The 19,021-nt window shown below is 64.3% G+C and carries 23 protein-coding genes and 1 tRNA gene; 12 read left to right on the top strand and 12 right to left on the bottom strand.

The window, feature by feature from the left end; genetic code table 11:
- Positions 1-169: 169 nt before the first annotated feature.
- Entirely contained in the window at positions 170-394 is a 225-nt protein-coding gene (locus tag CI41S_RS04465) for a hypothetical protein (protein WP_244626401.1), read from the top strand.
- Between the two features lie 59 nt (positions 395-453).
- On the opposite strand, the gene galE is transcribed toward CI41S_RS04465, so the two are convergent.
- Positions 454-1,458, bottom strand: coding sequence for a UDP-glucose 4-epimerase GalE (galE, locus tag CI41S_RS04470; protein WP_139857598.1), 1,005 nt, complete (start codon positions 1,456-1,458; stop codon positions 454-456).
- Between the two features lie 438 nt (positions 1,459-1,896).
- On the opposite strand from galE, the gene CI41S_RS04475 reads away from it, so the two are divergent.
- Positions 1,897-3,309, top strand: a complete 1,413-nt coding sequence (locus CI41S_RS04475) for a mannose-1-phosphate guanylyltransferase/mannose-6-phosphate isomerase (protein ID WP_139857599.1) — start codon at positions 1,897-1,899, stop codon at positions 3,307-3,309.
- On the opposite strand, the gene CI41S_RS04480 is transcribed toward CI41S_RS04475, so the two are convergent.
- A complete protein-coding gene (locus CI41S_RS04480; protein WP_139482396.1) occupies positions 3,306-3,686 on the bottom strand; it encodes a VanZ family protein in 381 nt (126 codons plus the stop codon). The genes CI41S_RS04475 and CI41S_RS04480 overlap by 4 nt on opposite strands.
- A gap of 244 nt (positions 3,687-3,930) precedes the next feature.
- Complete coding sequence (locus CI41S_RS04485) at positions 3,931-4,473, bottom strand: D-glycero-alpha-D-manno-heptose-1,7-bisphosphate 7-phosphatase (RefSeq protein ID WP_139857600.1); 543 nt, start codon at positions 4,471-4,473, stop codon at positions 3,931-3,933.
- Between the two features lie 748 nt (positions 4,474-5,221).
- Here CI41S_RS04485 and CI41S_RS04490 point away from each other — a divergent pair.
- From CI41S_RS04490 to CI41S_RS04500, 3 genes are all read left to right on the top strand, one after another.
- Entirely contained in the window at positions 5,222-5,893 is a 672-nt protein-coding gene (locus CI41S_RS04490) for a response regulator transcription factor (RefSeq protein ID WP_139482397.1), read from the top strand.
- A gap of 90 nt (positions 5,894-5,983) precedes the next feature.
- The gene (locus CI41S_RS04495) at positions 5,984-7,360 is read left to right on the top strand and encodes a sensor histidine kinase (protein WP_139857601.1); all 1,377 of its coding nucleotides are present in this window, start codon (positions 5,984-5,986) and stop codon (positions 7,358-7,360) included.
- A 223-nt stretch (positions 7,361-7,583) separates the two neighbouring features.
- Positions 7,584-8,900, top strand: a complete 1,317-nt coding sequence (locus CI41S_RS04500) for an ISNCY family transposase (protein WP_172627912.1) — start codon at positions 7,584-7,586, stop codon at positions 8,898-8,900.
- 250 nt (positions 8,901-9,150) lie between these two features.
- On the opposite strand, the gene CI41S_RS04505 is transcribed toward CI41S_RS04500, so the two are convergent.
- The 4 genes from CI41S_RS04505 to CI41S_RS04520 all read right to left on the bottom strand — a co-directional run bounded on the left by CI41S_RS04505 (position 9,151) and on the right by CI41S_RS04520 (position 11,264).
- Positions 9,151-9,603 carry a hypothetical protein gene (locus tag CI41S_RS04505; protein WP_172627913.1) on the bottom strand — a complete coding sequence of 151 codons (453 nt, stop codon included), beginning with the start codon at positions 9,601-9,603 and terminating at the stop codon, positions 9,151-9,153.
- A gap of 55 nt (positions 9,604-9,658) precedes the next feature.
- Entirely contained in the window at positions 9,659-10,132 is a 474-nt protein-coding gene (locus tag CI41S_RS04510; protein WP_139484276.1) for a hypothetical protein, read from the bottom strand.
- Positions 10,133-10,302: 170 nt separating this feature from the next.
- Positions 10,303-11,010 carry a HoxN/HupN/NixA family nickel/cobalt transporter gene (locus CI41S_RS04515; protein WP_139857603.1) on the bottom strand — a complete coding sequence of 236 codons (708 nt, stop codon included), beginning with the start codon at positions 11,008-11,010 and terminating at the stop codon, positions 10,303-10,305.
- 179 nt (positions 11,011-11,189) lie between these two features.
- Positions 11,190-11,264, bottom strand: a tRNA-Thr gene (locus CI41S_RS04520).
- Positions 11,265-11,458: 194 nt separating this feature from the next.
- On the opposite strand from CI41S_RS04520, the gene CI41S_RS04525 reads away from it, so the two are divergent.
- From CI41S_RS04525 to CI41S_RS04535, 4 genes are all read left to right on the top strand, one after another.
- Complete coding sequence (locus tag CI41S_RS04525) at positions 11,459-11,647, top strand: hypothetical protein (RefSeq protein ID WP_139484274.1); 189 nt, start codon at positions 11,459-11,461, stop codon at positions 11,645-11,647.
- A gap of 45 nt (positions 11,648-11,692) precedes the next feature.
- Positions 11,693-11,869, top strand: a complete 177-nt coding sequence (locus tag CI41S_RS43285) for a hypothetical protein (RefSeq protein WP_172627914.1) — start codon at positions 11,693-11,695, stop codon at positions 11,867-11,869.
- 127 nt (positions 11,870-11,996) lie between these two features.
- Complete coding sequence (locus CI41S_RS04530) at positions 11,997-12,200, top strand: hypothetical protein (protein ID WP_139857604.1); 204 nt, start codon at positions 11,997-11,999, stop codon at positions 12,198-12,200.
- 133 nt (positions 12,201-12,333) lie between these two features.
- Positions 12,334-12,816 carry a hypothetical protein gene (locus tag CI41S_RS04535; RefSeq protein WP_139857605.1) on the top strand — a complete coding sequence of 161 codons (483 nt, stop codon included), beginning with the start codon at positions 12,334-12,336 and terminating at the stop codon, positions 12,814-12,816.
- Positions 12,817-12,905: 89 nt separating this feature from the next.
- Here the strand turns inward: CI41S_RS04535 and CI41S_RS04540 are convergent, their stop codons facing one another.
- Entirely contained in the window at positions 12,906-13,754 is an 849-nt protein-coding gene (locus CI41S_RS04540; protein ID WP_139857606.1) for an alpha/beta fold hydrolase, read from the bottom strand.
- On the bottom strand, positions 13,751-14,119 hold the full coding sequence (locus tag CI41S_RS04545; RefSeq protein WP_244626402.1) for a hypothetical protein: 369 nt from the start codon (positions 14,117-14,119) through the stop codon (positions 13,751-13,753). The genes CI41S_RS04540 and CI41S_RS04545 overlap by 4 nt, the downstream gene beginning before the upstream one ends.
- A gap of 506 nt (positions 14,120-14,625) precedes the next feature.
- Between CI41S_RS04545 and CI41S_RS04550 the strand changes: the two genes are divergently transcribed.
- Positions 14,626-14,880 carry a hypothetical protein gene (locus CI41S_RS04550; protein ID WP_139484269.1) on the top strand — a complete coding sequence of 85 codons (255 nt, stop codon included), beginning with the start codon at positions 14,626-14,628 and terminating at the stop codon, positions 14,878-14,880.
- Positions 14,881-14,935: 55 nt separating this feature from the next.
- Here CI41S_RS04550 and CI41S_RS04555 read toward each other — a convergent pair whose 3' ends face one another.
- From CI41S_RS04555 to CI41S_RS04565, 3 genes are all read right to left on the bottom strand, one after another.
- A complete protein-coding gene (locus tag CI41S_RS04555) occupies positions 14,936-15,175 on the bottom strand; it encodes a DUF6719 family protein (protein WP_139857607.1) in 240 nt (79 codons plus the stop codon).
- 186 nt (positions 15,176-15,361) lie between these two features.
- Entirely contained in the window at positions 15,362-16,078 is a 717-nt protein-coding gene (locus CI41S_RS04560; protein ID WP_139484267.1) for an outer membrane protein, read from the bottom strand.
- A gap of 431 nt (positions 16,079-16,509) precedes the next feature.
- Positions 16,510-16,905 carry a hypothetical protein gene (locus CI41S_RS04565; RefSeq protein WP_371815123.1) on the bottom strand — a complete coding sequence of 132 codons (396 nt, stop codon included), beginning with the start codon at positions 16,903-16,905 and terminating at the stop codon, positions 16,510-16,512.
- A gap of 237 nt (positions 16,906-17,142) precedes the next feature.
- Between CI41S_RS04565 and CI41S_RS04570 the strand changes: the two genes are divergently transcribed.
- A complete protein-coding gene (locus CI41S_RS04570) occupies positions 17,143-17,706 on the top strand; it encodes a TetR/AcrR family transcriptional regulator (protein ID WP_172627915.1) in 564 nt (187 codons plus the stop codon).
- Between the two features lie 66 nt (positions 17,707-17,772).
- Positions 17,773-18,891, top strand: a complete 1,119-nt coding sequence (locus CI41S_RS04575) for an alkene reductase (RefSeq protein WP_139857609.1) — start codon at positions 17,773-17,775, stop codon at positions 18,889-18,891.
- Positions 18,892-19,021 lie beyond the last annotated feature (130 nt).

Below are 19,021 nucleotides of genomic sequence, written 5' to 3' on the forward strand. Positions count from 1 at the left end.
CAGACTTAGCCAGCTGCGATCCCCGTTACGTTATATGGGCTTTTCGCTTGAACCAAATCGCGGCATTCTGACTAGAATATGTGCCAACAGTGGCGGCGAGTTGTCGGCGCGGCCCGGCAGGTGAGATGAGGATCCGATGTTCCCCAGCTTGAAGTTCGGATGCACGCTGGTGCTGGCAGGCCTGGCGGCCAGCCTGGTTCCCAATGTCGCTTCGGCGATTACGGCCGAAGTCGCCCGAAAGTGCCAAGCGCTCACGGCGGCACAATTTCCGCCGCGTCTGCCCGGAAATCCGGCGGCGGGAAGCGCCAAAGGATCGGGGCGTGCGCAAATCGACTATTACAACAAATGTGTGGCGAATGGCGGCAAGCCGGACGAGGGCGCGGCTCCGAAATGACCGGTTAGACATGATCGATCAAGAAGCCGCCGCGCCCAAAGTCAGCTGCAAGCGACCCCTCAGGCGTATCCGTTTGGATTGGAGCTTTGCCACCGCCAGTGATCGGCACACATCGTTTCAAGCGAGCGGGTTGCTTTCCAACCCAACAGCTTGGTGGCGTAGTCGGTTGCGGCGTAATAGGCGGCAAGATCGCCGGCGCGGCGCGGCTTGATGTCGTAGGGAATCTGCTTTCCGCTTGCCGCTTCAAACGCGCGGATCACCTCGATCACGCTGCTTCCCGCACCCGTGCCCAGATTGACGGCAAAACATTTCGGGCTGCTCAGCAGCGAAAGCGCGGATACATGGCCGTCGGCGAGATCCATCACATGGATATAGTCTCGGACGCCGGTCCCGTCAGGCGTATCGTAATCGCCGCCCCAGACGCTGAGCCGTTCACGCCGCCCGATCGCGACCTGCGCGACGAACGGCACCAGATTGTTCGGAACACCCTTCGGGTCCTCGCCGATCAAGCCGCTCTCGTGGGCGCCAACCGGATTGAAGTAGCGCAGGATCGCCACGGCCCAGGTCGGATCGCTGGTATATTGATCGCGCAGCATGTCCTCGATCATGAGCTTGGTGCGGCCATACGGATTGATCGCGTTGAGCGGATGATCCTCGGTGTAGGGCAGGAATTTCGGCGTGCCGTAGACTGTCGCGGATGAAGAGAACACGATCTTCTTCACGCCGGTCTTTTGCATGGCGCGGAGCAGACGGTGCGAGCCGATGACGTTCTGGTCGTAATACTCGAGTGGCTGGGCGACCGAGTCCTGCACGGATTTCAGGCCGGCAAAATGCATCACCGCTGTGCACCCGTGTTGGACCAGCACCTCCTCGATCGCGCTCTGGTCGCGAATATCGGCTTCGACCACCGTGAGCCGCTTGCCGCAGATCTGCTGGATCCGCTCCAGCGCCAGCGGACTGCTGTTGCAGAAATTGTCCAGGACAACGACGTCTTCACCCGCTGACAGCAGGGCAACACAAGCGTGTGAGCCGATATAGCCGGCGCCTCCAGTTACCAGGATCATTCAGCGTCTCTACGTTGTTGGATTGGATGTGCCGGCTGCATGTGCGCCTCCGGCGGGTCGGTGTCGGATAGCCGTCGTCATCACACGGGAAAGTTCTTTCTAAAAGTGTAACCATGTCGAGGGCGAACGTCCTTCATCGGTATGAACAATACAACGGCATTTGGACGGGTGGAATGGGTAAGCAACAACTGCGCTGTCCCGATCGCCGCAGAGGCGTGGGTCGAGAGACGAAGGCCGCAGACCGATCGCAGGGGACAGAAATATGACGGTGCAAGTGTGGTGGCATGGTCCTTGTTCGGCCAACTTTCACAGGGATGAGGTTGTCGTCGTCTTTCTTGCAGCAAGCGCGGACGCTTGAATCAGCAGAACTCGTGTTGCTGCTGGTGGCACCATTCTTGCTGCGCCATGACGAGATCTTGTCAAGCTTGAGGCATACCGATGGTACGGCAAATTATCCCCTTGATCATGTGTGGCGGCGCGGGCACGCGGCTGTGGCCGGCCTCGCGCGAGGTGCATCCGAAGCAGTTCCTGTCGCTGTTCGGGGCGCGCTCGACCTTCCAGGAGACGTTGCTTCGCGTGTCGGACACCACACTGTTCGCGCGACCAATGGTGATCACCAACGAAACCTATCGCTTCATGGTGCAAGAGCAGCTTGCCGAGATCGGCCGCGAGGCCGATGTGCTGCTCGAGCCGATGCGCCGCGATTCTGGCCCCGCAATTGCGGTCGGTGCCGCGTTCGCGCAAGCGCGCGATGCCGATGCGATCGTGCTGGCGCTCGCCGCCGATCATCTGGTGCGCGATACGCCGGCCTTCGTCGCCGCCTGCCGCGAGGGATTGGCCGCGGCCGAGCGCGGCCGCATCGTTACCTTCGGCGTCAGGCCGGAACGGCCCGCCACCGAATACGGCTACATCAACCCGGGCGAGACCGTCGCCGGCGAGGTGAGGGCGGTGGCCAAATTCGTCGAGAAGCCGGATGCCGCAACCGCGGCCGGCTATATCGATGCCGGCTATCTCTGGAACAGCGGCAACTTCATGTTCCGCGCCGCGGTGCTGCTCGATGAGTACCGCAATGTCGATGCCGACAGCGTCGCCACCGTCGAGACCTCGGTTGCCAACGCCGAGCGCGATCTCGGCTTCGTCAAGCTCGATGCGCCGTCCTTTGCCGCGGCGAAGGCGATCTCAATCGACTATGCGGTGATGGAAAAGACCGCGCGCGCGGCGGTGGTGCCGGTGGCCTGCGGCTGGTCGGACATCGGCTCGTGGCGCCAGGTCTGGGAGCTGTCCGAGAAGGACAGCCAGGGCAACGCCTCGCGCGGCATGGCGGTGTTCGAGGATTCCCGCAACTGCAACGTCACCACCGACCGCGCGCTGGTCGCGCTCGAGGGCGTCGACGATCTCGTCGTGATCGCGACCCAGGACGCGGTGCTGGTGTCGCGGCAGCAGGACGCCAACGGGCTGAAGCGGCTGGTCGCCAAACTGAAGGTGACGGCGCCCGAGGTGACCGAGAGCCACATCAAGGTGCATCGTCCCTGGGGCTCCTACCAGTCGGTCGACAATGGCGACCGCCATCAGGTCAAGCGCATCGTCGTCAAGCCGGGCGGACGTCTCAGCCTGCAGAAGCATCACCATCGCTCCGAGCACTGGATCGTGGTGCGAGGCACCGCGCAGGTCACCGTCAACGAATTGATCAAGACGGTGCACGAGAACGAGTCGATCTACATCCCGATCGGCGCGGTGCACCGGCTGGAGAATCCGGGCAAGATCCACCTCGAGCTGATCGAGGTGCAGACCGGCAGCTATCTTGGCGAAGACGACATCATCCGCATCCAGGATGATTACCAACGGGCCTAGCCGTCGCCCTGGCTCCCGAGACGGAGCCGGCCTGCGCGCATGAAAGACATGGTGAGGTGCCCAAAGCCGAGGCCGCTCCAGCCGCCGGCCAGCTTCACAAACGCGTCGAGGAGGCGGGCATGGCGGTCCGGCGTGATCAATTGCAGCGCTTCAAGCCCGAACGCGCCGCAGGACACGATCAGGACGCTGAAGAGCAGTCGATTTGGATAGCTCCATGCGAACATGGCGCCCAAGGCCATGAATGCGACGAGACGCTCGATGCGCGCGTGGCCAAACGTGGGGCGGTCGTAGATCGGCGCCACCGTCGTGATCGCGATCACGATCAGCGCCAGCCAGGCAGCACAGATCAACAGCCTCCGGATTCCTGCGTCGGTCAAGGCCGATCTCCCCTCGACCAACGCAGTTTGCGAGGCGCAAACGCTATCCTGCCAACGATCGTGTAGAGGCTACAAACCTTCGAAACCAACACTGAAATACTCTATCTGGGGTCATGCGACCGGCATCTCGACCATATAGCCGACCGCGACGCACAAAACGTACAATTGTCCGCACAAGGTAAACGGCGGCAAGCCCGCCGGTCCGCGTCGACGCCAAGGTAAAGGCACGTCCGAACCAACTGCCTCAGAATGAAGCGCTCGGACAGTCCGGCGTCGCCGCACACCCGCTCTGACGCAGGAGCTGTCCCACAAAATACTCCAGGTTCCCTCCCTGGAACAAGTGCCCCCTGATGCCGGCGGCCTCGGCGGCTTCGACATCACTGGCCTTGTCGCCGATCAGAAAGCTTCGTGCGACATCGACGGCGTGACGGCCGAGCAGCGTGCGGATCATCCCCGGACCCGGTTTGCGGCAAACGCACGCAACGCGATACTGCGCGACGACGGCATCGGGGTGATGCGGGCAGTACTCGAATGCATCGATGCGTGCACCGACCTTGGCAAGCTCATCGCTCATCCAGAGGTGCAGGACCTCGACGTCGCGTTCGGCATAGAAGCCTCTGGCGACGCCCGACTGATTGGTGACCACGAAGGCGAAATAGCCGGCATCGTTGACCGCCTTCACCGCCTCGCGCGCGCCCTCGATCCATTGCAGCTTGCCCGGCTCGAACAAATAGCCATGGTCTTCATTGAGAACACCATCGCGATCAAAAAACACTGCTGGCTTCATCGAGGTCATGGTATCCAAAATTGGCAGATATCTTCAACGCAGAAACTGTATCATACCGCGCATATTCCTATCTGTTCGAACAACAGGCGCAACACAAGCTCGGCTGCGTCGTTCCGGATGATTGGAGGCTTCCATGACGGAACGGGACAGGCGCGCGGACTCGAGAAAAAAGCTTGAGCGATATCGCAAGCTCGAGAAGCGCATCGGCACTGATCCGGACAATCGAAGATTGCGGCGCTGATTGCGGTGCTCGAGCGCGAGATTCAAGAGTTGGACCAGAGGCGCGCGCTGCCGCACGTCGCGGTCCGTCAGTGCACGGTGCAAGTCATACACGGACTCTGCTTGCTTCATTGCGAGGCCGCACCAGCAAGCAAGGTGCCGAAGCCGGAGATTGTGCAACTGAGTAGCGGTCTCGTGTGTGCGCTATCTTAAGGTGTAGGGCCTGGGTCTCGACTGCTCCCCTGGCAAGTTTCTTGGTCAGAGCCTTCCGGCTGCGCGGCGCTGAAGATCGGCTGTCGGCTCACGCCAGTTATCCTGTCGTAAGTCACTCGTTTTGCAGCTATTTTACCGGCGGGGCAGCCAGCCGGGCTGGCCACCTCGACCCGAAGATTTTTCTGTGGCAGTCGATTGAGTAATGCCGTTCCTGAACAAACGGTAATCTGCCCCGGTTCAATTTGTTCATAGGCCATTCACCGCCGAAAGCCTCATTTGATGTCGGGAATCGCAATGCTCACTCTCGGAGGCCAAAGTGCGTCTGCTCGTCGTTGAGGATGATCCGGATCTGAATCGTCAGCTCACCACGGCGCTGACCGATGCCGGCTATGTGGTCGACCGTGCATTCGACGGCGAGGAGGGGCATTTCCTCGGCGACAGCGAGCCCTATGACGCCGTCGTTCTCGATATCGGCCTGCCGAAGATGGACGGCATTTCGGTGCTGGAGGCATGGCGGCGCAACAAGCGGGTGATGCCGGTCTTGATCCTGACCGCGCGCGACCGCTGGAGCGACAAGGTTCAGGGCTTCGACGCCGGCGCCGACGATTACGTCGCAAAGCCGTTTCACCTCGAGGAAGTGCTGGCGCGGATCCGCGCGCTGCTGCGCCGCTCCACGGGACACGCCCAGGTCGAATTGGTCTGCGGCCCGGTGATCCTGAACACCCGCACCAAGCGGGTCAGCGTCAACGGCAACCCGATCAAGCTGACCTCGCACGAATACAATCTGCTGGATTACCTGATGCACCACACCGGGCGGGTGGTGTCGCGCACCGAGCTGGTCGAGCATCTCTACGACCAGGATTTCGACCGCGACTCCAACACCATCGAGGTGTTCGTCGGCCGCATCCGCAAGAAGCTCGAGGTCGACATCATCCAGACCGTGCGCGGCCTCGGCTACATGCTGGCGCCGCCGCCCTCCGGCGCTTGATCGGCGCGCGGGCATCGGCATGATCCTTCCGCTAATGACCGGATTTGCCCTGCCGAGGCCCGCTGCCATGACTTTTGCGACCGTGCCCTGATGGGCGGAAGTTCACTTGCGACCCGCCTGTTCGTTTCGGCGACCGCCTGGCTGGTGATCATCCTGGCGATCACCGGCGTCATCCTGTCGTCGGTCTATCGCGATGCCACCGAGCGCGCCTTCGACCGGCGGCTCAATCTGTACCTGCGTACGCTGATCGCCGAGGTGGCGACGCCGGACGAGCCGGCGGACCGCCAGTTCCAGTCGCTCGGCGAGCCGCTGTTCGACCTGCCACTGTCGGGCTGGTACTGGCAGATCACCCGCACCGACACCGAGAAGGGCGACACCCGCGCCTCGCGCTCGCTGTGGGACAAGAAGCTGCCGAAGCTTGAGGAGCACGGCGTCGACCTGTCCGCCGCCGGCGTCCGCCTCGGCTATGTCGACGGTCCCGAAGGCCAGAGCCTGCGCATGGTGGAGCGGCCGGTCGACCTCGGCGCCGACGGCAAATTCTTGGTCAGCGTCGCCGGCGATGCCACCGAGATCTTCGATGAGACGCGCAGCTTCGACTATTATCTCGGCGGCACCTTCACCGCGCTCGGCGTCGTGCTGCTGCTGACCACGATCTTCCAGGTCCGCTATGGCCTGGCGCCGCTCAAGCGCATTTCCGAGGCGATCGCCGACATCCGCTCCGGCCGCGCCGAGCGGCTGGAGGGCCGCTTTCCGGTCGAGATCGCGCCGCTGGCGCGCGAGACCAACGCACTGATCGATGCCAACCGGGAGATTATCGAGCGCTCGCGCACCCATGTCGGCAATCTCGCGCATGCCATCAAGACGCCGCTGTCGGTGATCGTCAACGAAGCCGGCGCCCATGCCGCCGATCCCTTTGCCAGCAAGGTGCTGGAGCAGGCCGAGGTGATGCGGGACCAGGTCGCGCATCATCTGGAGCGCGCCCGCATCGCCGCCCGCGCCACCATCGTCAGCACCATCACCGAGGTGGCGCCGGCGATCGAGGGCTTGCGCCGGACCATGGAGAAGATCCATCGCGATCGCGAGATCGCGATCGAGGTGAAGGCCGATCCGGCGGCGCGCTTCCGCGGCGAGCGGCAGGACTTGGAGGAGATGGTCGGTAACCTCGTCGACAACGCCTGCAAATGGGCGGCCTCGCAGGTGTTCATCGAGGTGGTCGTGGTCACGCCGGAGGCGCCAGGCGTGGTGCCGAAGCTGCGCGTCATGGTTGATGACGATGGCCGCGGCCTGTCCGAGGCCGAACGCGCCCAGGTGTCGCGGCGCGGCCAGCGGCTCGACGAATCCAAGCCCGGCTCGGGGCTCGGCCTGTCGATCGTGACCGACCTGGCGGGCCTCTACGGCGGCAGCCTCACGCTGAGCAACGCCCCGATCGGCGGCCTGCGGGCCGAGCTCGTGCTGCCGACGGTCTAGGCCGGTTCTGTCCCGCCGCGGCGGGGCGAGGGGGGTGATTGCGCGATTTCGGAATATTGGAAGAGTAACGTTGACTTGCCCGACGTGTCAAGTGGCCTGGTCGAGCATGTCAGTAGCTCGTGATCTGTCGCCTGTTTGTAGCTCGTGAAGTGTCGTGTTTTTGGTGCCCCGGGACAAAGGGGGCACGATGGGCACGGCATCCATTCACGAGGGTGTACGACGGATGCGGTTTTCAGATTTGCTGGAACGGACGGAGGCGAGGGAACTGACGCAGGAGGGCGCTGCGGAGCTTCTCGGGGTCAGTGTGCGGACCTTCCAACGCTGGGCGGAGCGTTACGAGGCGGAGGGCGATGACGGGCTGGTCGACCGACGCATGGGACGGCGATCGCCACGGCGGGCGCCGGAGGAAGANCTGGAGCGGATGCTGGGNCTGTTCCGCGACAAATACGCGGACTTCACGGTGAAGCACTTCCACGAGCAGNTGCAAAAGCGGCATGACTATGTGCTGGGCTATACGGTGACCAAGCTCGCGCTGCAGGCGGCGGGCCTGGTCCGGAAGGCGCCGAAGCGTTCGGCGCACCGTAAGAAGCGCCCACGCCGGCCGCTGCCGGGGATGCTGCTGCACCAGGACGGATCGCGCCACGTCTGGATCGAGGATCTGCCGGCGATGGACCTGATCGTGACGATGGACGATGCGACCAGCGAGGTCTACTCGATGCTGCTGGTCGAGGAAGAAGGCACGGCCTCGACGTTCCTGGCCCTGGGCGAGGTGATTGGCGAGCGCGGCTTGTTCTGTGCGCTCTACACCGATCGCGGCAGCCATTATTTCCTTACCCCGAAGGCTGGCGAGAAGGTCTCGAAGACGCAACAAACCCAGGTGGGACGGGCTTTGTCGCATCTTGGGATCGAGCATATCGCAGCCTATTCGCCGCAGGCGCGGGGGCGCTCCGAGCGGCTGTTTGGCACGCTGCAGGACCGCCTGCCAAAGGAGCTGCGGCTCGCCGGGATCAAGACGGTCGAAGCCGCCAATGCGTGGTTGAAGGCGCATTACATCGCCGAACACAACGCCGCATTTGCGATCAAGGCCGAACAGCAAGGCACCGCCTTCGTTGCCGACCGCCACGAGGCCTGGCGCGAGGCGCTGTGCGTGATCGAGGAGCGAACCGTCGCCAACGACAATACCGTCGCATGGAAAGGTCGCCGGCTGCAGTTGCCGGAGAGCCGGCTGAGGCCTCACTTCGTCAGGGCCCTGGTGCGGGTGCATGAGTATCCCGATGGCACCGTCAGCGTGTTCCTCGGCCCGCATCGATTGGCGAGGTTTAGCGCCAACGGACAGCAGATCAGCCCCGACGCGCCTCAGCCTGGCAGCGTGCTCGGAGCCGTCAAGGACAAGCCCTGGCGGGCGCGCAAGCGCGCGTCCTTGACCGCTCCTGCGCGCGCCGCCGTCGAGAAAGCGCGGGTCGGGACGGAGAAACGGGCTTCAAATCGAACAAAGAAACCCGCCCCCAGGGCTGACCAGACCGCTCCATCCATGGCATGACAAACCCGGCGCTCCCGTCCACGCCTTCCGCGGGCGCCCAAAACTCCAAAACGAAGGCGACAGATCACGAGCTACAAAAACACGACATCTTCACCCGCTACGGACAGCGGCCTGATCGACCATCGGCTAGCCACCGCCGGCTACTTTGCATGGGGTTGTTTTTCGGCATTTTGGTAGAGCGCCCCTGCTCCACAGCAAAACGCCCGCTCGCATGACGCGAACGGGCGCAGCGGTTCGACCGGTCGAACGATCAGTAGTAGCGGCGCAGCACGGGGCCGTGGCGGTAGCCATGGCGATAGCCATAGGCGCGGTAGCCGTAGTGCGGACGGTGGTACGCGGGCCGATAACCGTAGTGGCGGTAGCCGTAGTGGCGGCGATAGCCGTAATACGGCCGCGCGTAGCCCTCGCGATAGTAGGGACGCGGCGCCCAGTTGCCCGGACCGGTGTAGATCGGGCCCTGGTTGACGTAATAGTACTGCTGCGCCGGGCTGATGTAGTAGCGGTCCGGATCGGGCAGACGCTCGACGCCGGCCCAGCCGCCGCCGCATCCGCCGCAGCCACCGCCGTAGCCGTAGCCATAACCGTAGTTCGCGACCGGCGCCGAATAGACCGGCGGGGCGCAGAGATCAAAGCCACACGCCATCGCGGGCGCGCTCGCCATCACGGCGACCGCCGCGATCAGTCCAGTCATCATTCGACGCATTACTCTCTCCTGTCGGTATTTTCTGTCGGTTTGTCGTCGCGTAGCTCGTTGACGGTTATGGCCTCCTCGGCAGCGGCCGCGGGATCGGACGCGGATACGGCCGCGGCGGGCCGTTGAACTCCGGCGCGTAGATCACCGGCGGCGGATCCACCGGCACGTTGGACTGCGCCGGCAGCGGCGCGGACTGCGCCGACCATGATTCGTGATAGCTCTCGGCCGGCTTCGGCAGGCGGCGATTGGCCGGCGGCTCGATCTCGAGGCGGCCGTAGCCCGGCATGCGGCCGAGGCTTGGATAATAGTGGCCGACATTCGGCTCGGGCGAGATCGGGCGGCCGCCATAGACGGTCGGCACCAGCGACTCGTTGCGGGCGAGCCCCATCGCGCTTTCGATCACGGCATAGGAGGCGTCGACGCCGTTGATGATGATCGGCACGCCGGGACGCACCGGCACGACGATGTCGAAGCCGCCGCCGGCCGACGCCGCCGAGGTCGTCGCAGCCAAGATCGCCAGTGCAACGCCAACGCGCATGCCACCCTACATCCCGATTGTTCCGTCCCCACCCTAATCCAACGCCTCGGCGCAAGGGTTAAGGCCGCGGCGCGAACTGCCGGTAAGCCTAACGTGTAAGCATCACCATCAGGTCAATGCGTCCGAACGGGATCAGGAATCGTTAACGGCGGCCGGGATGCGTCGGCGCGTCAGGTGAAGGCGTTCTCGACGATCGAATGAATGCCGATCGCGATGGTGACGGCGCCGACCGCGACCTGGAGGCCGCGATTGGCCCAGGTCAGCCAGCGCGCCGAGGCCGCCAGCGGCAGCGCGATCACGCTCGACAGCGCGCCCATCCCGATCATCGAGCCGATGCCGAACAGCGCGACATAGCCAAGCCCGATCACCGGGGTCGGCGCCTGCGACACCGTCAGCACCAGCAGCGCCGCCGAGCCCGCCATGCCGTGCATCAGCCCGACCAGGAGCGTGCGCCAGCGGAAGCCGTGCGCATGGGCATGCGGCGCACGGGCGTGCGGCACGGTGCGCGACAAGGTCTCGCCGGCATGGCTGTGGGCATGGAAATGCGCGGTGCCGTCGCCATGCGCATGGCCATGGAAGTGCACGCGGTCGCGCCACAGCCGCCACCACACATGCGCGCCGAGGCCGACCAGCATGATGCCGACCGCGGTCTCGATCGGCTGCGCCACCGTCTCGGGGATCGTGCGGCCGAGCAGGATGGCGGCGCCGGCAAAGATGAACAGCGTCAGCGTGTGGCCAAAACCCCAGGTCAGGCCGTGCTTGACGATGTCACTGATGCTGGTGCGGCGCGCCGCGATGCTGGAGACGGCGGCGATGTGATCGGGCTCGAGCGCATGCTGCATCCCGAGCAGAAAACCAAGACCTAGAATACCGAACATCTCATCCCTGTCCGCGCCCCACCGGCCAGCGGATCAAACACCAGATCGCCGGCCGTGTCAGGCCGGAAGCACAATTGACGCCATCGAGCGCGATACGATCGCCTAAACCGCATCAAGTCTGGGAGGCAAGGTCCTCGGCGCCGCAGGGCCCCTTTCCGGTCCGGTGGAACGGGCGCGGCTGGTGCCGGCTGAGGGGATTGAACCCCCGACCTTCAGTTTACAAAACTGCTGCTCTACCGCTGAGCTAAGCCGGCGAATGGCAAGGATTGCGCGGGCTCGCATAGCAGACTTGGCCGGTCAGGGCCAGAACCAGAAGCGGCGGTCCCCGCGCCGCCCGCGGCGTTGGCAGGAATCGTGGGATACCCTCCGCAAGACCACGCATGATCTCGTATTGATTCTGTCATTTCGGCCCGAAATCGTGTATGCAGTAGTGGGGTGGACTCAGCCAATGACCTATTTGATCCTTGCCCGGGATGGCACCAGTCGAATCGTGCTGAAGCGCGACAGCGAGGACGCGGCCGCGAAGAAGGCGCATGAGTTGCGGGAGATGGGCTGGTTCGAAGTCGAGATCCGCGAGGATACGACGGCGTGCCCGGCTTCAGCCGCGCCAGGGGAGCGTTCACAAACGCTTCAATGAACCTTTCAAGACGCCTCCTTACCTAACGTGTGAGGAGCCGCTGCCATGTCCGATACAGCCCACTATCGTTTCCAGTCCGATCAAGCCAAACGGCTGGCGCGTCAGGTCACCGACGCCGCCGTGCGCGAAAAGCTGCTCGAAATGGCCGAGGAGTACGGCCGCTACGCCGACCTGATCGAGGCCCGCGCCGCCGAACACGTCGTCGCCGAGGCGGCGGCCTAAGTTGATCAGCCTGTCCAGCGCTTTCACCCTTTCCCTTGAGGCATTGTCTTAACGCGCGCCCGCACCCGCTCGAAGACGCCTGAAGATCGCTTCGGAACCCCAAGGCCCCACACGCTGTTCTCCCTTCATGAGAGGACGCGAAGTCACCTGGAACATGCTGCTGCTCGGCGCCTTCATGCTGCTCAGCGTTGCCGGCGCCGGCCTGGTCGCGGCGCTGGATTCGGCGCCGGCACCGGCCAGTGCAGCGTCCCGGCCGGCCGCCGCCGACCTGCCGCCGGTCCGGATCGTCGGTACCCCGTTCATCCCCAACACGAATCCGCGCCAGCGCTGAGGCCTGGCCGGCAGGCCCGTGTCACAATTTTGTCACCGCGCCTACGAAACAGGCGTCTTCATCAACCATGATGATGATCAAAGCTTGATTCCGCAAAGTTGCTTTGCTGGAATCCGCGCGCTCAAGGTGCGCCATGAAGTGGATGCAGGAACGCGATCTGTTGATCGCGCAGACAATGGCCTTCGTACAGTCGGTGACGGGCAAGCGGCCCGACGCCGAGGCGCTGATGGCTGCGCCGTCAAAGGCCAATCCGCCCGCCCCCGCGCCACAGGTTGCTGTTCCGATCGCCGCGACACCGAAAGTCGCGGCCGACCCGGAAGCCGCCACGCCGTCCCCGCTGCCGGTGCCGACGGTGATCGAGGTGCCGCCGCCCGCGCCGCCTGCTGCGGTCGCTGTGACCGTCGGCGAAGCGCCGCCGGCGCCCGCGCCGCTGCCGCAATTCGCAACGCTCGACATCCGCGGCGACTTCGGCTCCGAGGTGCGGGCCCGTGTCGCGAATTTCCGCGCCAATCAGCAGCGCTTCATCAGGGAGCGCGAAGAGTATTGCTCCTCCACCATGGCCAAGGTGCGCGCCGCGATCCGCGACAACAGCGAGCTGCCGCGCTCCGGCAAATAGCGCCCTTTCAAAGCGCGATCGTCATCGCGCTTTGGCTATTTGAGCACGATCTTGTCGGAAAACCGCTTCGCACTTTTCCGGATCATGCTTCACCGCCCGCCGATCTTCTCCAGCACCGGCAACAGGTGCTTGAGAAACTCGCCCGGATTTTCGCTCATCGGGAAATGGCCAAGGCCCTTCATGATGGTGGCCTCGCAGCCTGGAATGCTGTTCGCCACCGCCAGCGTCTCCTCCGGCGTGCAGGAATAATCGTATTCGCCGGACAGCAAAAACAGCGGGCAGCGGTTGGTGTCGATCTCGGCGACGCGGGCGCGGATGTCGCCGTCGATCTTGTAGAAATACAGATCGCCCTTGAACACGCCGGGGCCGCCTTGCATGTAGTGCCACAGCGTCTCCCACTTTTCGCTCTCCGGCGCATCGGGCCCGACCAGGCCCGAGACGATGGCAGCCGCGACCTCGCCGCCATGCACGTCCGGCCGGTGCAGGAAATTCAGATCGTAGTAGGGATCGACATGCGCGCCGGCCTGCAGGCCGATGATGGCGCGAAAGCGCTCGGGATGCTCGAGCGCCAGATGCAGCGCGATGCGGCCGCCGATCGAGCAGCCCATCACGATCGGCTTCTCCAGCGCGAGCGCGTCGATCACGGCGAGGATCATCGCCGTGTATTGCAGTGAGGTGAGCTGATACTCTTCGTCATGCCAGCCTGACGGCGGCGACGACTTGCCGTGCCGGGGCATGTCGAAGGCGATGACGCGATGATTGCGGGTGATCCGCGGATCGTTCATCAGGCCGCGATATTGCCGCCCGTCGGCACCCGCGGTGTGCAGGCAGAGCAGCGACGTGCCCGCGCCGGCCTCCTCGACATAGAGGCGGTGCGCCCGGCCGGACAGATCGAGATGCATGTAGCGGCCGATGATCGGTTCGAATTTTGCGCTCATGCCGCCACTCCGTCGCGGCGCAGTTTTGCCAGCGCGTCCTTGAAGTAGCGCAGGTTCGCCATGAACACCTGCAGGTCGCCTTCGGCCTTCAGCACCCGGCGCTTGATCAGCGCCATCACATCGTTGGAGCCCGGCGGCGGCCGCTGTTCGCAGAAACGGTCCCATTCCTCGCCTGAGGTGCGCAGCGCGAAGGTCGACGACGGCATCACGAACGGCCCCTTCGTCACCGACACGATGCGCCCCTCATGGATCGTGATCAGCCAGGCCGTGGTGCCGATCTCCAGCAGGAAGGTCGTCGTCAGGTAGCGGCCGCGCCGCACCAGGGAAGCATCGCCGTTCACCCGCTCCTGCAGCGCTTCGATCATGCTCGCTCCCACCCGGCAACGGTCCGCCTAATGGCAGGCCTTGTTATGCGGACAATGATGGGAGGATTGGGCGGGCCGTCAATTGCTGCCGGCGTCGCGGTGCCACGGCGTTTTCGCGTAGCGATAGCGTTTTCGAGCGAAGTGGATGCCGGTTCGCGTAAAGAAAACGCGTCAAACAAACTTTAGAGCCAGGACCAGACCAGCGCGACGTTCGCGGCGCAGGCCGCAAGCAGCGCGACGGCGAGCGCGAGCTGCACGCGGTCATGGGGGGTCTGAAGGATCGCTCTCATGCCGAAGAGCATCCGGCGATTCTACCCGGAGAGTCCCGAGGATTCTTTTTTGCCGGATTTACCGCTCGTTAAGGACTCAGGCACGGCTCGCGAAAGGGCCGAAATGACTCATATTTTCAAGCGCTTGCTCACGGTTCCGTGACCGGACCCGCGACCTGAAACCAGCGGGCGGTGCTCGCGTTGTCGATGAATTGTCAGATTGGGGGAAGATGACCAATGCCCTACGCGCTGTTCTACCAGGATGCCAAACTGAGCAAGGCCTATCCGACCGAGGCCGACGTCTGGAAGCTCGCGCAGAAGTCCGGCCTGGTGGTCGACGCCATCTCCGAGGAGGAGACATCGGTGCCCCGCCCGGTGCTCGACAATGATTACGAAATCCGCCCCTGCCAGCTCGACCCGAACGAGGACCCGGACAAGAACAAGGCCGACGCCGATCGCGAAGCTCGTCTGGAGCCGCGGCTGAATTCGTGAGGTCGAGCAGTGCCCTCGCGCAAGCGCGGGCTGCAGCCGTCGGCGCTGAGAAGGGTTACGGCGTCGCCGTCGCCAGCGAGGCCTGCTCCGCGGCGAGCGAGACGCAGACCTTGCGCCGATGCAGGCCGCGGATCGCGCCGGTCACCTTGAGCACCTTGCCGGACGGGCACGACGCATCCTGCACAAACACGACCTCATAGGGCGCAAGCGCCAGCGGTTCGGATTTCAGGATGGTCTGGGCAAGGCACGGCGCGCAGACCGCAGAGAGGATCAGCCCTAACGCAAAGCTACGCATGTTTGTTTGTCCACCAGCCCCGGCAAATCCCATAATAGCGCATCACGATGAAGGTTCCGTGCAATGCAGGGATTATTTTCTGCATTGCACGATCAGGCGTGAACGCCGGCTGAATGGCAGCCGTCGCGCCAATAAAAAAGGCCGACCCGAAGGTCGGCCTTTAGTCTTAGAGAGCGAACCTCTCGATCAGTAGCGGGAGCCGGTCGGCCCGCCCCAACCGAAGCGGTAGTTGATGCCGACCTTGACGGTGTGCTCGTCGTTCCGGAAGCTCGTGCCGACGATGTCGGGCGGCCCCGCAGTGAAGGTGGTCTTGCCGAAATTGTAGTACTGGTACTCGGCCTTGGCCGACCAGTTCGGGGCGAACATGTATTCGAGGCCGGCGCCGACCGTATAGCCGTCCTTGTGGTTGCCGTCGGTGGTGAAGGCCGTCGGCACGCCGCCGACCGTGGCGTTGATGTTGGTGGCGTCGCGCCAGGCGTAACCGCCCTTGGCGTAGAGCAGCGCCGGACCCCAGGTGTAGCCGAACCGGCCGGTGACCGAGCCGAGCTGGTCGGTGTTGCCGGTCACCAGCGTGCCGCCCGGGAATAGCGTGCCGTTGTTCGAGCCGCCGGTCAGCCAGGAATACTGCGCCTCGGCGCCCACCACCCAGTTCGGCGCGAACTGATAGTCGAAACCGCCCTGCACACCACCCAGAAAGCGCGCATCGCTGCCCATCAGGTTGGTGCCGTCGGTGAAGCCGCCACCGACATGGCCGCCGATATAGAAGCCGGTCCAGTTGTAGACCAGTGCCGGCGCGGTCACCGGCGGCGGTGCCTTGGTATAGGTGCGGGCCGGGATGTCAGCCGCGAACGCAGGGCTCGCAAGAGCGGCCAGCGCGACCGTGCCGAGCAATAACTTTTTCATCTCTGATCCCCGTTACGAACGTTGCGCTATCAAGACAAACAACGTGACCCCAATTGGGTTGCTTTGGGGCAATGCCGCAGCTGTGAAGTTCACGAACTGTGACGACGCCGCAACAAGGCCCGTTTGTTCCTTGTCACCGAAGGTTTTAAGCAGCCGCATTTCGGCTGCATGGATGTCGCAAATGCCTAAGGGCAGGTTCAGGGCTCGCCGAAAAGTGATCGGACATCACTAACGGGCCGGTGACGCCTCCCGGGTGCCCGACGCAATCAATCGCTGGAACAGATTGGGGCCGCTCGCGACTGGGTAGTTCGAACGACCCCAGCCAGCTCGTAGTCGTCTGGAAGAAGTGAGCCGACGCTCCAGCTACGAGGGACCCCGGTCATCGGTTTCGCGCGCAATGGCGGGACTGGCTTAAAATTGCGCCGGCAGCGTCAGCGCGTCATTTTCTCCAGCTCGGCGAACGGCCCGTAGGACGCCCCGCCGCAGGGCTCGGTGGCGTTCTCGAGGATGCGGTCGAGCCGGCCATCGACGAAGACGATGCCGCGCTCGCGCGAGGGGCGGTAATTGCCGTCGGTATCCCTGGCGCTGTAGCGCAGGCAGACAACGTAGCGCAGCCGGCCGCCGACCGTGCGCTGCACCGGCTCGGCGATCGCAGCCTCCCGCACGCCGACCGGATCGTTCAGATAGGTGCGCATGAACGCCAGGATCTGGGCGCGGGAGTTGGTCGGGACTGGCTGGTTGTCCACGCCGCGGTCGCCGGTAAAGGTAGTCGGCCCGCTGCTGTCGTCGCTGGTGAGGCAGCCGGCCAACGGAAGCGACAGCAGCATCGCCGCAAGTTTGGTTGCAATCCCCAGCTGAAATCTCAAGCGTCGCAAGTCCCTGATCCCCGGTGCGGGTCTCTTAAACCGCCGCGCCGTCGAAGGGAATTCGCAACTCGGTTATCCCCCGGCGGCATCAGGACCGGCCGGTCCGACCCGCGACCGCCTCGCCGCCGATGCGTCTTCACAGCGCCATTGACGCCCTTAAGACGATCGGTCATATTGAACGCCATGGCGAGACCGAGCGTGAAAGAGAATATCGTCGCGGCGGCACTTGAGACCCTGCACCGGCAGGGTTTCAACGCCACCGGCGTGCAGGACATCACCGATGCGGCAGGCGTGCCGAAGGGCTCGTTCTACAATCATTTCGAGAGCAAGGAAGAACTCGGCATCGAGGTGATCGAGCGCTATTGGCAGCGCGCGCTGGCCGGCCTGGGCATGCTGAACGACGCGAACGTCCCACCCATTGTCCGGCTCAAGTCATATTTCCGCGCCCTCGACGAAATCTCCCGCAAGAAGAAGTATGAGAATGGCTGCCTGATCGGCAACATGGCGACCGAGATGTCGGACCAGAGCCGCCCGATCCGCGAACGACTGGCCATCGTGATGGCCGCATGGACCCGCGGCATCGAATCCTGCGTCCGCGAAGCCCAGGCCGACGGCTCGATGCGGCGCGACATCGATGCCAGAATGATCGCCGCATTCCTGCTCAACGCCTGGGAAGGCACCGTCATGCGCAGCAAGGTCGACAAGGACCGCGCCGCGCTGGAGGCGTTCGAAACGGTGGTGTTCACCAGCCTCACACGATGACAACCCAAACCCGCAACACCTCGCTTTAACCGGCTTCAATATGACTGGTCATCTTAGGAGCATCCGATGAACCCTACGCTGCATTCTCCCCTCAAGATCGGTCGCCATCAGCTCGCCCACCGGGTGGTGATGGCGCCGCTGACGCGGATGCGCGCGTCCGATCCCGGCGCGACACCCGGCGCGCTCAACGCCCGATATTACGGACAGCGCGCGAGCCAATCCGGCCTCATCATCTCGGAGGCCTCGCAGATCTCCTGGCAGGGCAAGGGCTATCCGCGCACGCCGGGCATCCACTCCGACGAACAGATCGCCGGCTGGAAGGCCGTCGTCGACGCGGTTCACGCCAAGGGCGGCGTGATCTTCTTGCAGCTTTGGCACACCGGCCGCATCTCGCATTCCAGCCATCGCAGCGACCGCTCCCTCCCCGTCTCCGCCTCGGCGGTGGCGCCGGCCGGACAGGCGTTCGGCGTCGCGTTCGAGCGCCTGCCCTATGAGACGCCGCGCGCGCTGGAGACTGGCGAGATCGCTAATATCGTCGCGGACTACCGGCGTGCGGCGCGCAACGCGCTGGCGGCCGGGTTCGACGGCGTCGAGCTGCACGGCGCCAACGGCTATCTGATCGACCAATTCCTCCAGGACCGCACCAACCGGCGGACCGATCGCTACGGCGGCGGAATCGAAAATCGCGTGCGCCTGCTGCTGGAGGCGACCGAGAGCCTGATCGAGGTCTGCGGCGCCGACCGCGTCGGCGTCCGGCTGTCGCCGTTCGGCGCCGTCGGCGACATCGCCGATTCCGATCCGGCCGCGCTGTTCGGCCATGCGATCGAGGCGCTGTCGGCGCGGCAGATCGCCTATCTGCATCTGATCGAACCGCGGGCGAACGCCGGCATCCGCGACGGACTCAACCTCGAGGCGCCCGCCTCCGTCACCACGCTGTACCGCAAGCTGTTCAACGGCCCCTTGATCGCCTCCGGCGGCTTCACGCAGCAGTCCGCCGAAGCCGAGCTGAAAAACGGCAATGCGGATGCGATCGCGTTCGGCCGCGCCTTCATCGCCAATCCGGACCTGCCGCATCGCTTCGCGATCGGCGCGCCGCTCAACACCCCCGACGCCGGCACCTTCTATGGCGGCGGCGAGCGCGGCTACACCGACTATCCCGCGCTCGTCGCGGACGGCGTCGCCTGAGGGGATGTGAGCTTTTGTCCTCATCTACCGCTGTCATCGCCCGGCCTGTGCGCAATTGCGCACATGGACCGGGCGATCCAGTACGCCGCGCCCCCTCGCTTCTATCGCTGGCGTCTCTGGAATACTGGAT

It is taken from the genome of Bradyrhizobium ivorense (genome assembly GCF_900696085.1).
Taxonomy (GTDB): Bacteria; Pseudomonadota; Alphaproteobacteria; order Rhizobiales; family Xanthobacteraceae; genus Bradyrhizobium; species Bradyrhizobium ivorense.

Coding starts and splice junctions, on each gene's coding strand:
- galE (WP_139857598.1), bottom strand. CDS start 1,458: ATGATCCTGGTAACTGGAGGCGCCGGCTATATCGGCTCACACGCTTGT.
- CI41S_RS04475 (WP_139857599.1), top strand. CDS start 1,897: ATGGTACGGCAAATTATCCCCTTGATCATGTGTGGCGGCGCGGGCACG.
- CI41S_RS04485 (WP_139857600.1), bottom strand. CDS start 4,473: ATGAAGCCAGCAGTGTTTTTTGATCGCGATGGTGTTCTCAATGAAGAC.
- CI41S_RS04495 (WP_139857601.1), top strand. CDS start 5,984: ATGGGCGGAAGTTCACTTGCGACCCGCCTGTTCGTTTCGGCGACCGCC.
- CI41S_RS04505 (WP_172627913.1), bottom strand. CDS start 9,603: ATGCGTCGAATGATGACTGGACTGATCGCGGCGGTCGCCGTGATGGCG.
- CI41S_RS04510 (WP_139484276.1), bottom strand. CDS start 10,132: ATGCGCGTTGGCGTTGCACTGGCGATCTTGGCTGCGACGACCTCGGCG.
- CI41S_RS04515 (WP_139857603.1), bottom strand. CDS start 11,010: ATGTTCGGTATTCTAGGTCTTGGTTTTCTGCTCGGGATGCAGCATGCG.
- CI41S_RS04525 (WP_139484274.1), top strand. CDS start 11,459: ATGACCTATTTGATCCTTGCCCGGGATGGCACCAGTCGAATCGTGCTG.
- CI41S_RS43285 (WP_172627914.1), top strand. CDS start 11,693: ATGTCCGATACAGCCCACTATCGTTTCCAGTCCGATCAAGCCAAACGG.
- CI41S_RS04530 (WP_139857604.1), top strand. CDS start 11,997: ATGAGAGGACGCGAAGTCACCTGGAACATGCTGCTGCTCGGCGCCTTC.
- CI41S_RS04535 (WP_139857605.1), top strand. CDS start 12,334: ATGAAGTGGATGCAGGAACGCGATCTGTTGATCGCGCAGACAATGGCC.
- CI41S_RS04540 (WP_139857606.1), bottom strand. CDS start 13,754: ATGAGCGCAAAATTCGAACCGATCATCGGCCGCTACATGCATCTCGAT.
- CI41S_RS04545 (WP_244626402.1), bottom strand. CDS start 14,119: ATGATCGAAGCGCTGCAGGAGCGGGTGAACGGCGATGCTTCCCTGGTG.
- CI41S_RS04550 (WP_139484269.1), top strand. CDS start 14,626: ATGCCCTACGCGCTGTTCTACCAGGATGCCAAACTGAGCAAGGCCTAT.
- CI41S_RS04555 (WP_139857607.1), bottom strand. CDS start 15,175: ATGCGTAGCTTTGCGTTAGGGCTGATCCTCTCTGCGGTCTGCGCGCCG.
- CI41S_RS04560 (WP_139484267.1), bottom strand. CDS start 16,078: ATGAAAAAGTTATTGCTCGGCACGGTCGCGCTGGCCGCTCTTGCGAGC.
- CI41S_RS04565 (WP_371815123.1), bottom strand. CDS start 16,905: ATGCTGCTGTCGCTTCCGTTGGCCGGCTGCCTCACCAGCGACGACAGC.
- CI41S_RS04575 (WP_139857609.1), top strand. CDS start 17,773: ATGAACCCTACGCTGCATTCTCCCCTCAAGATCGGTCGCCATCAGCTC.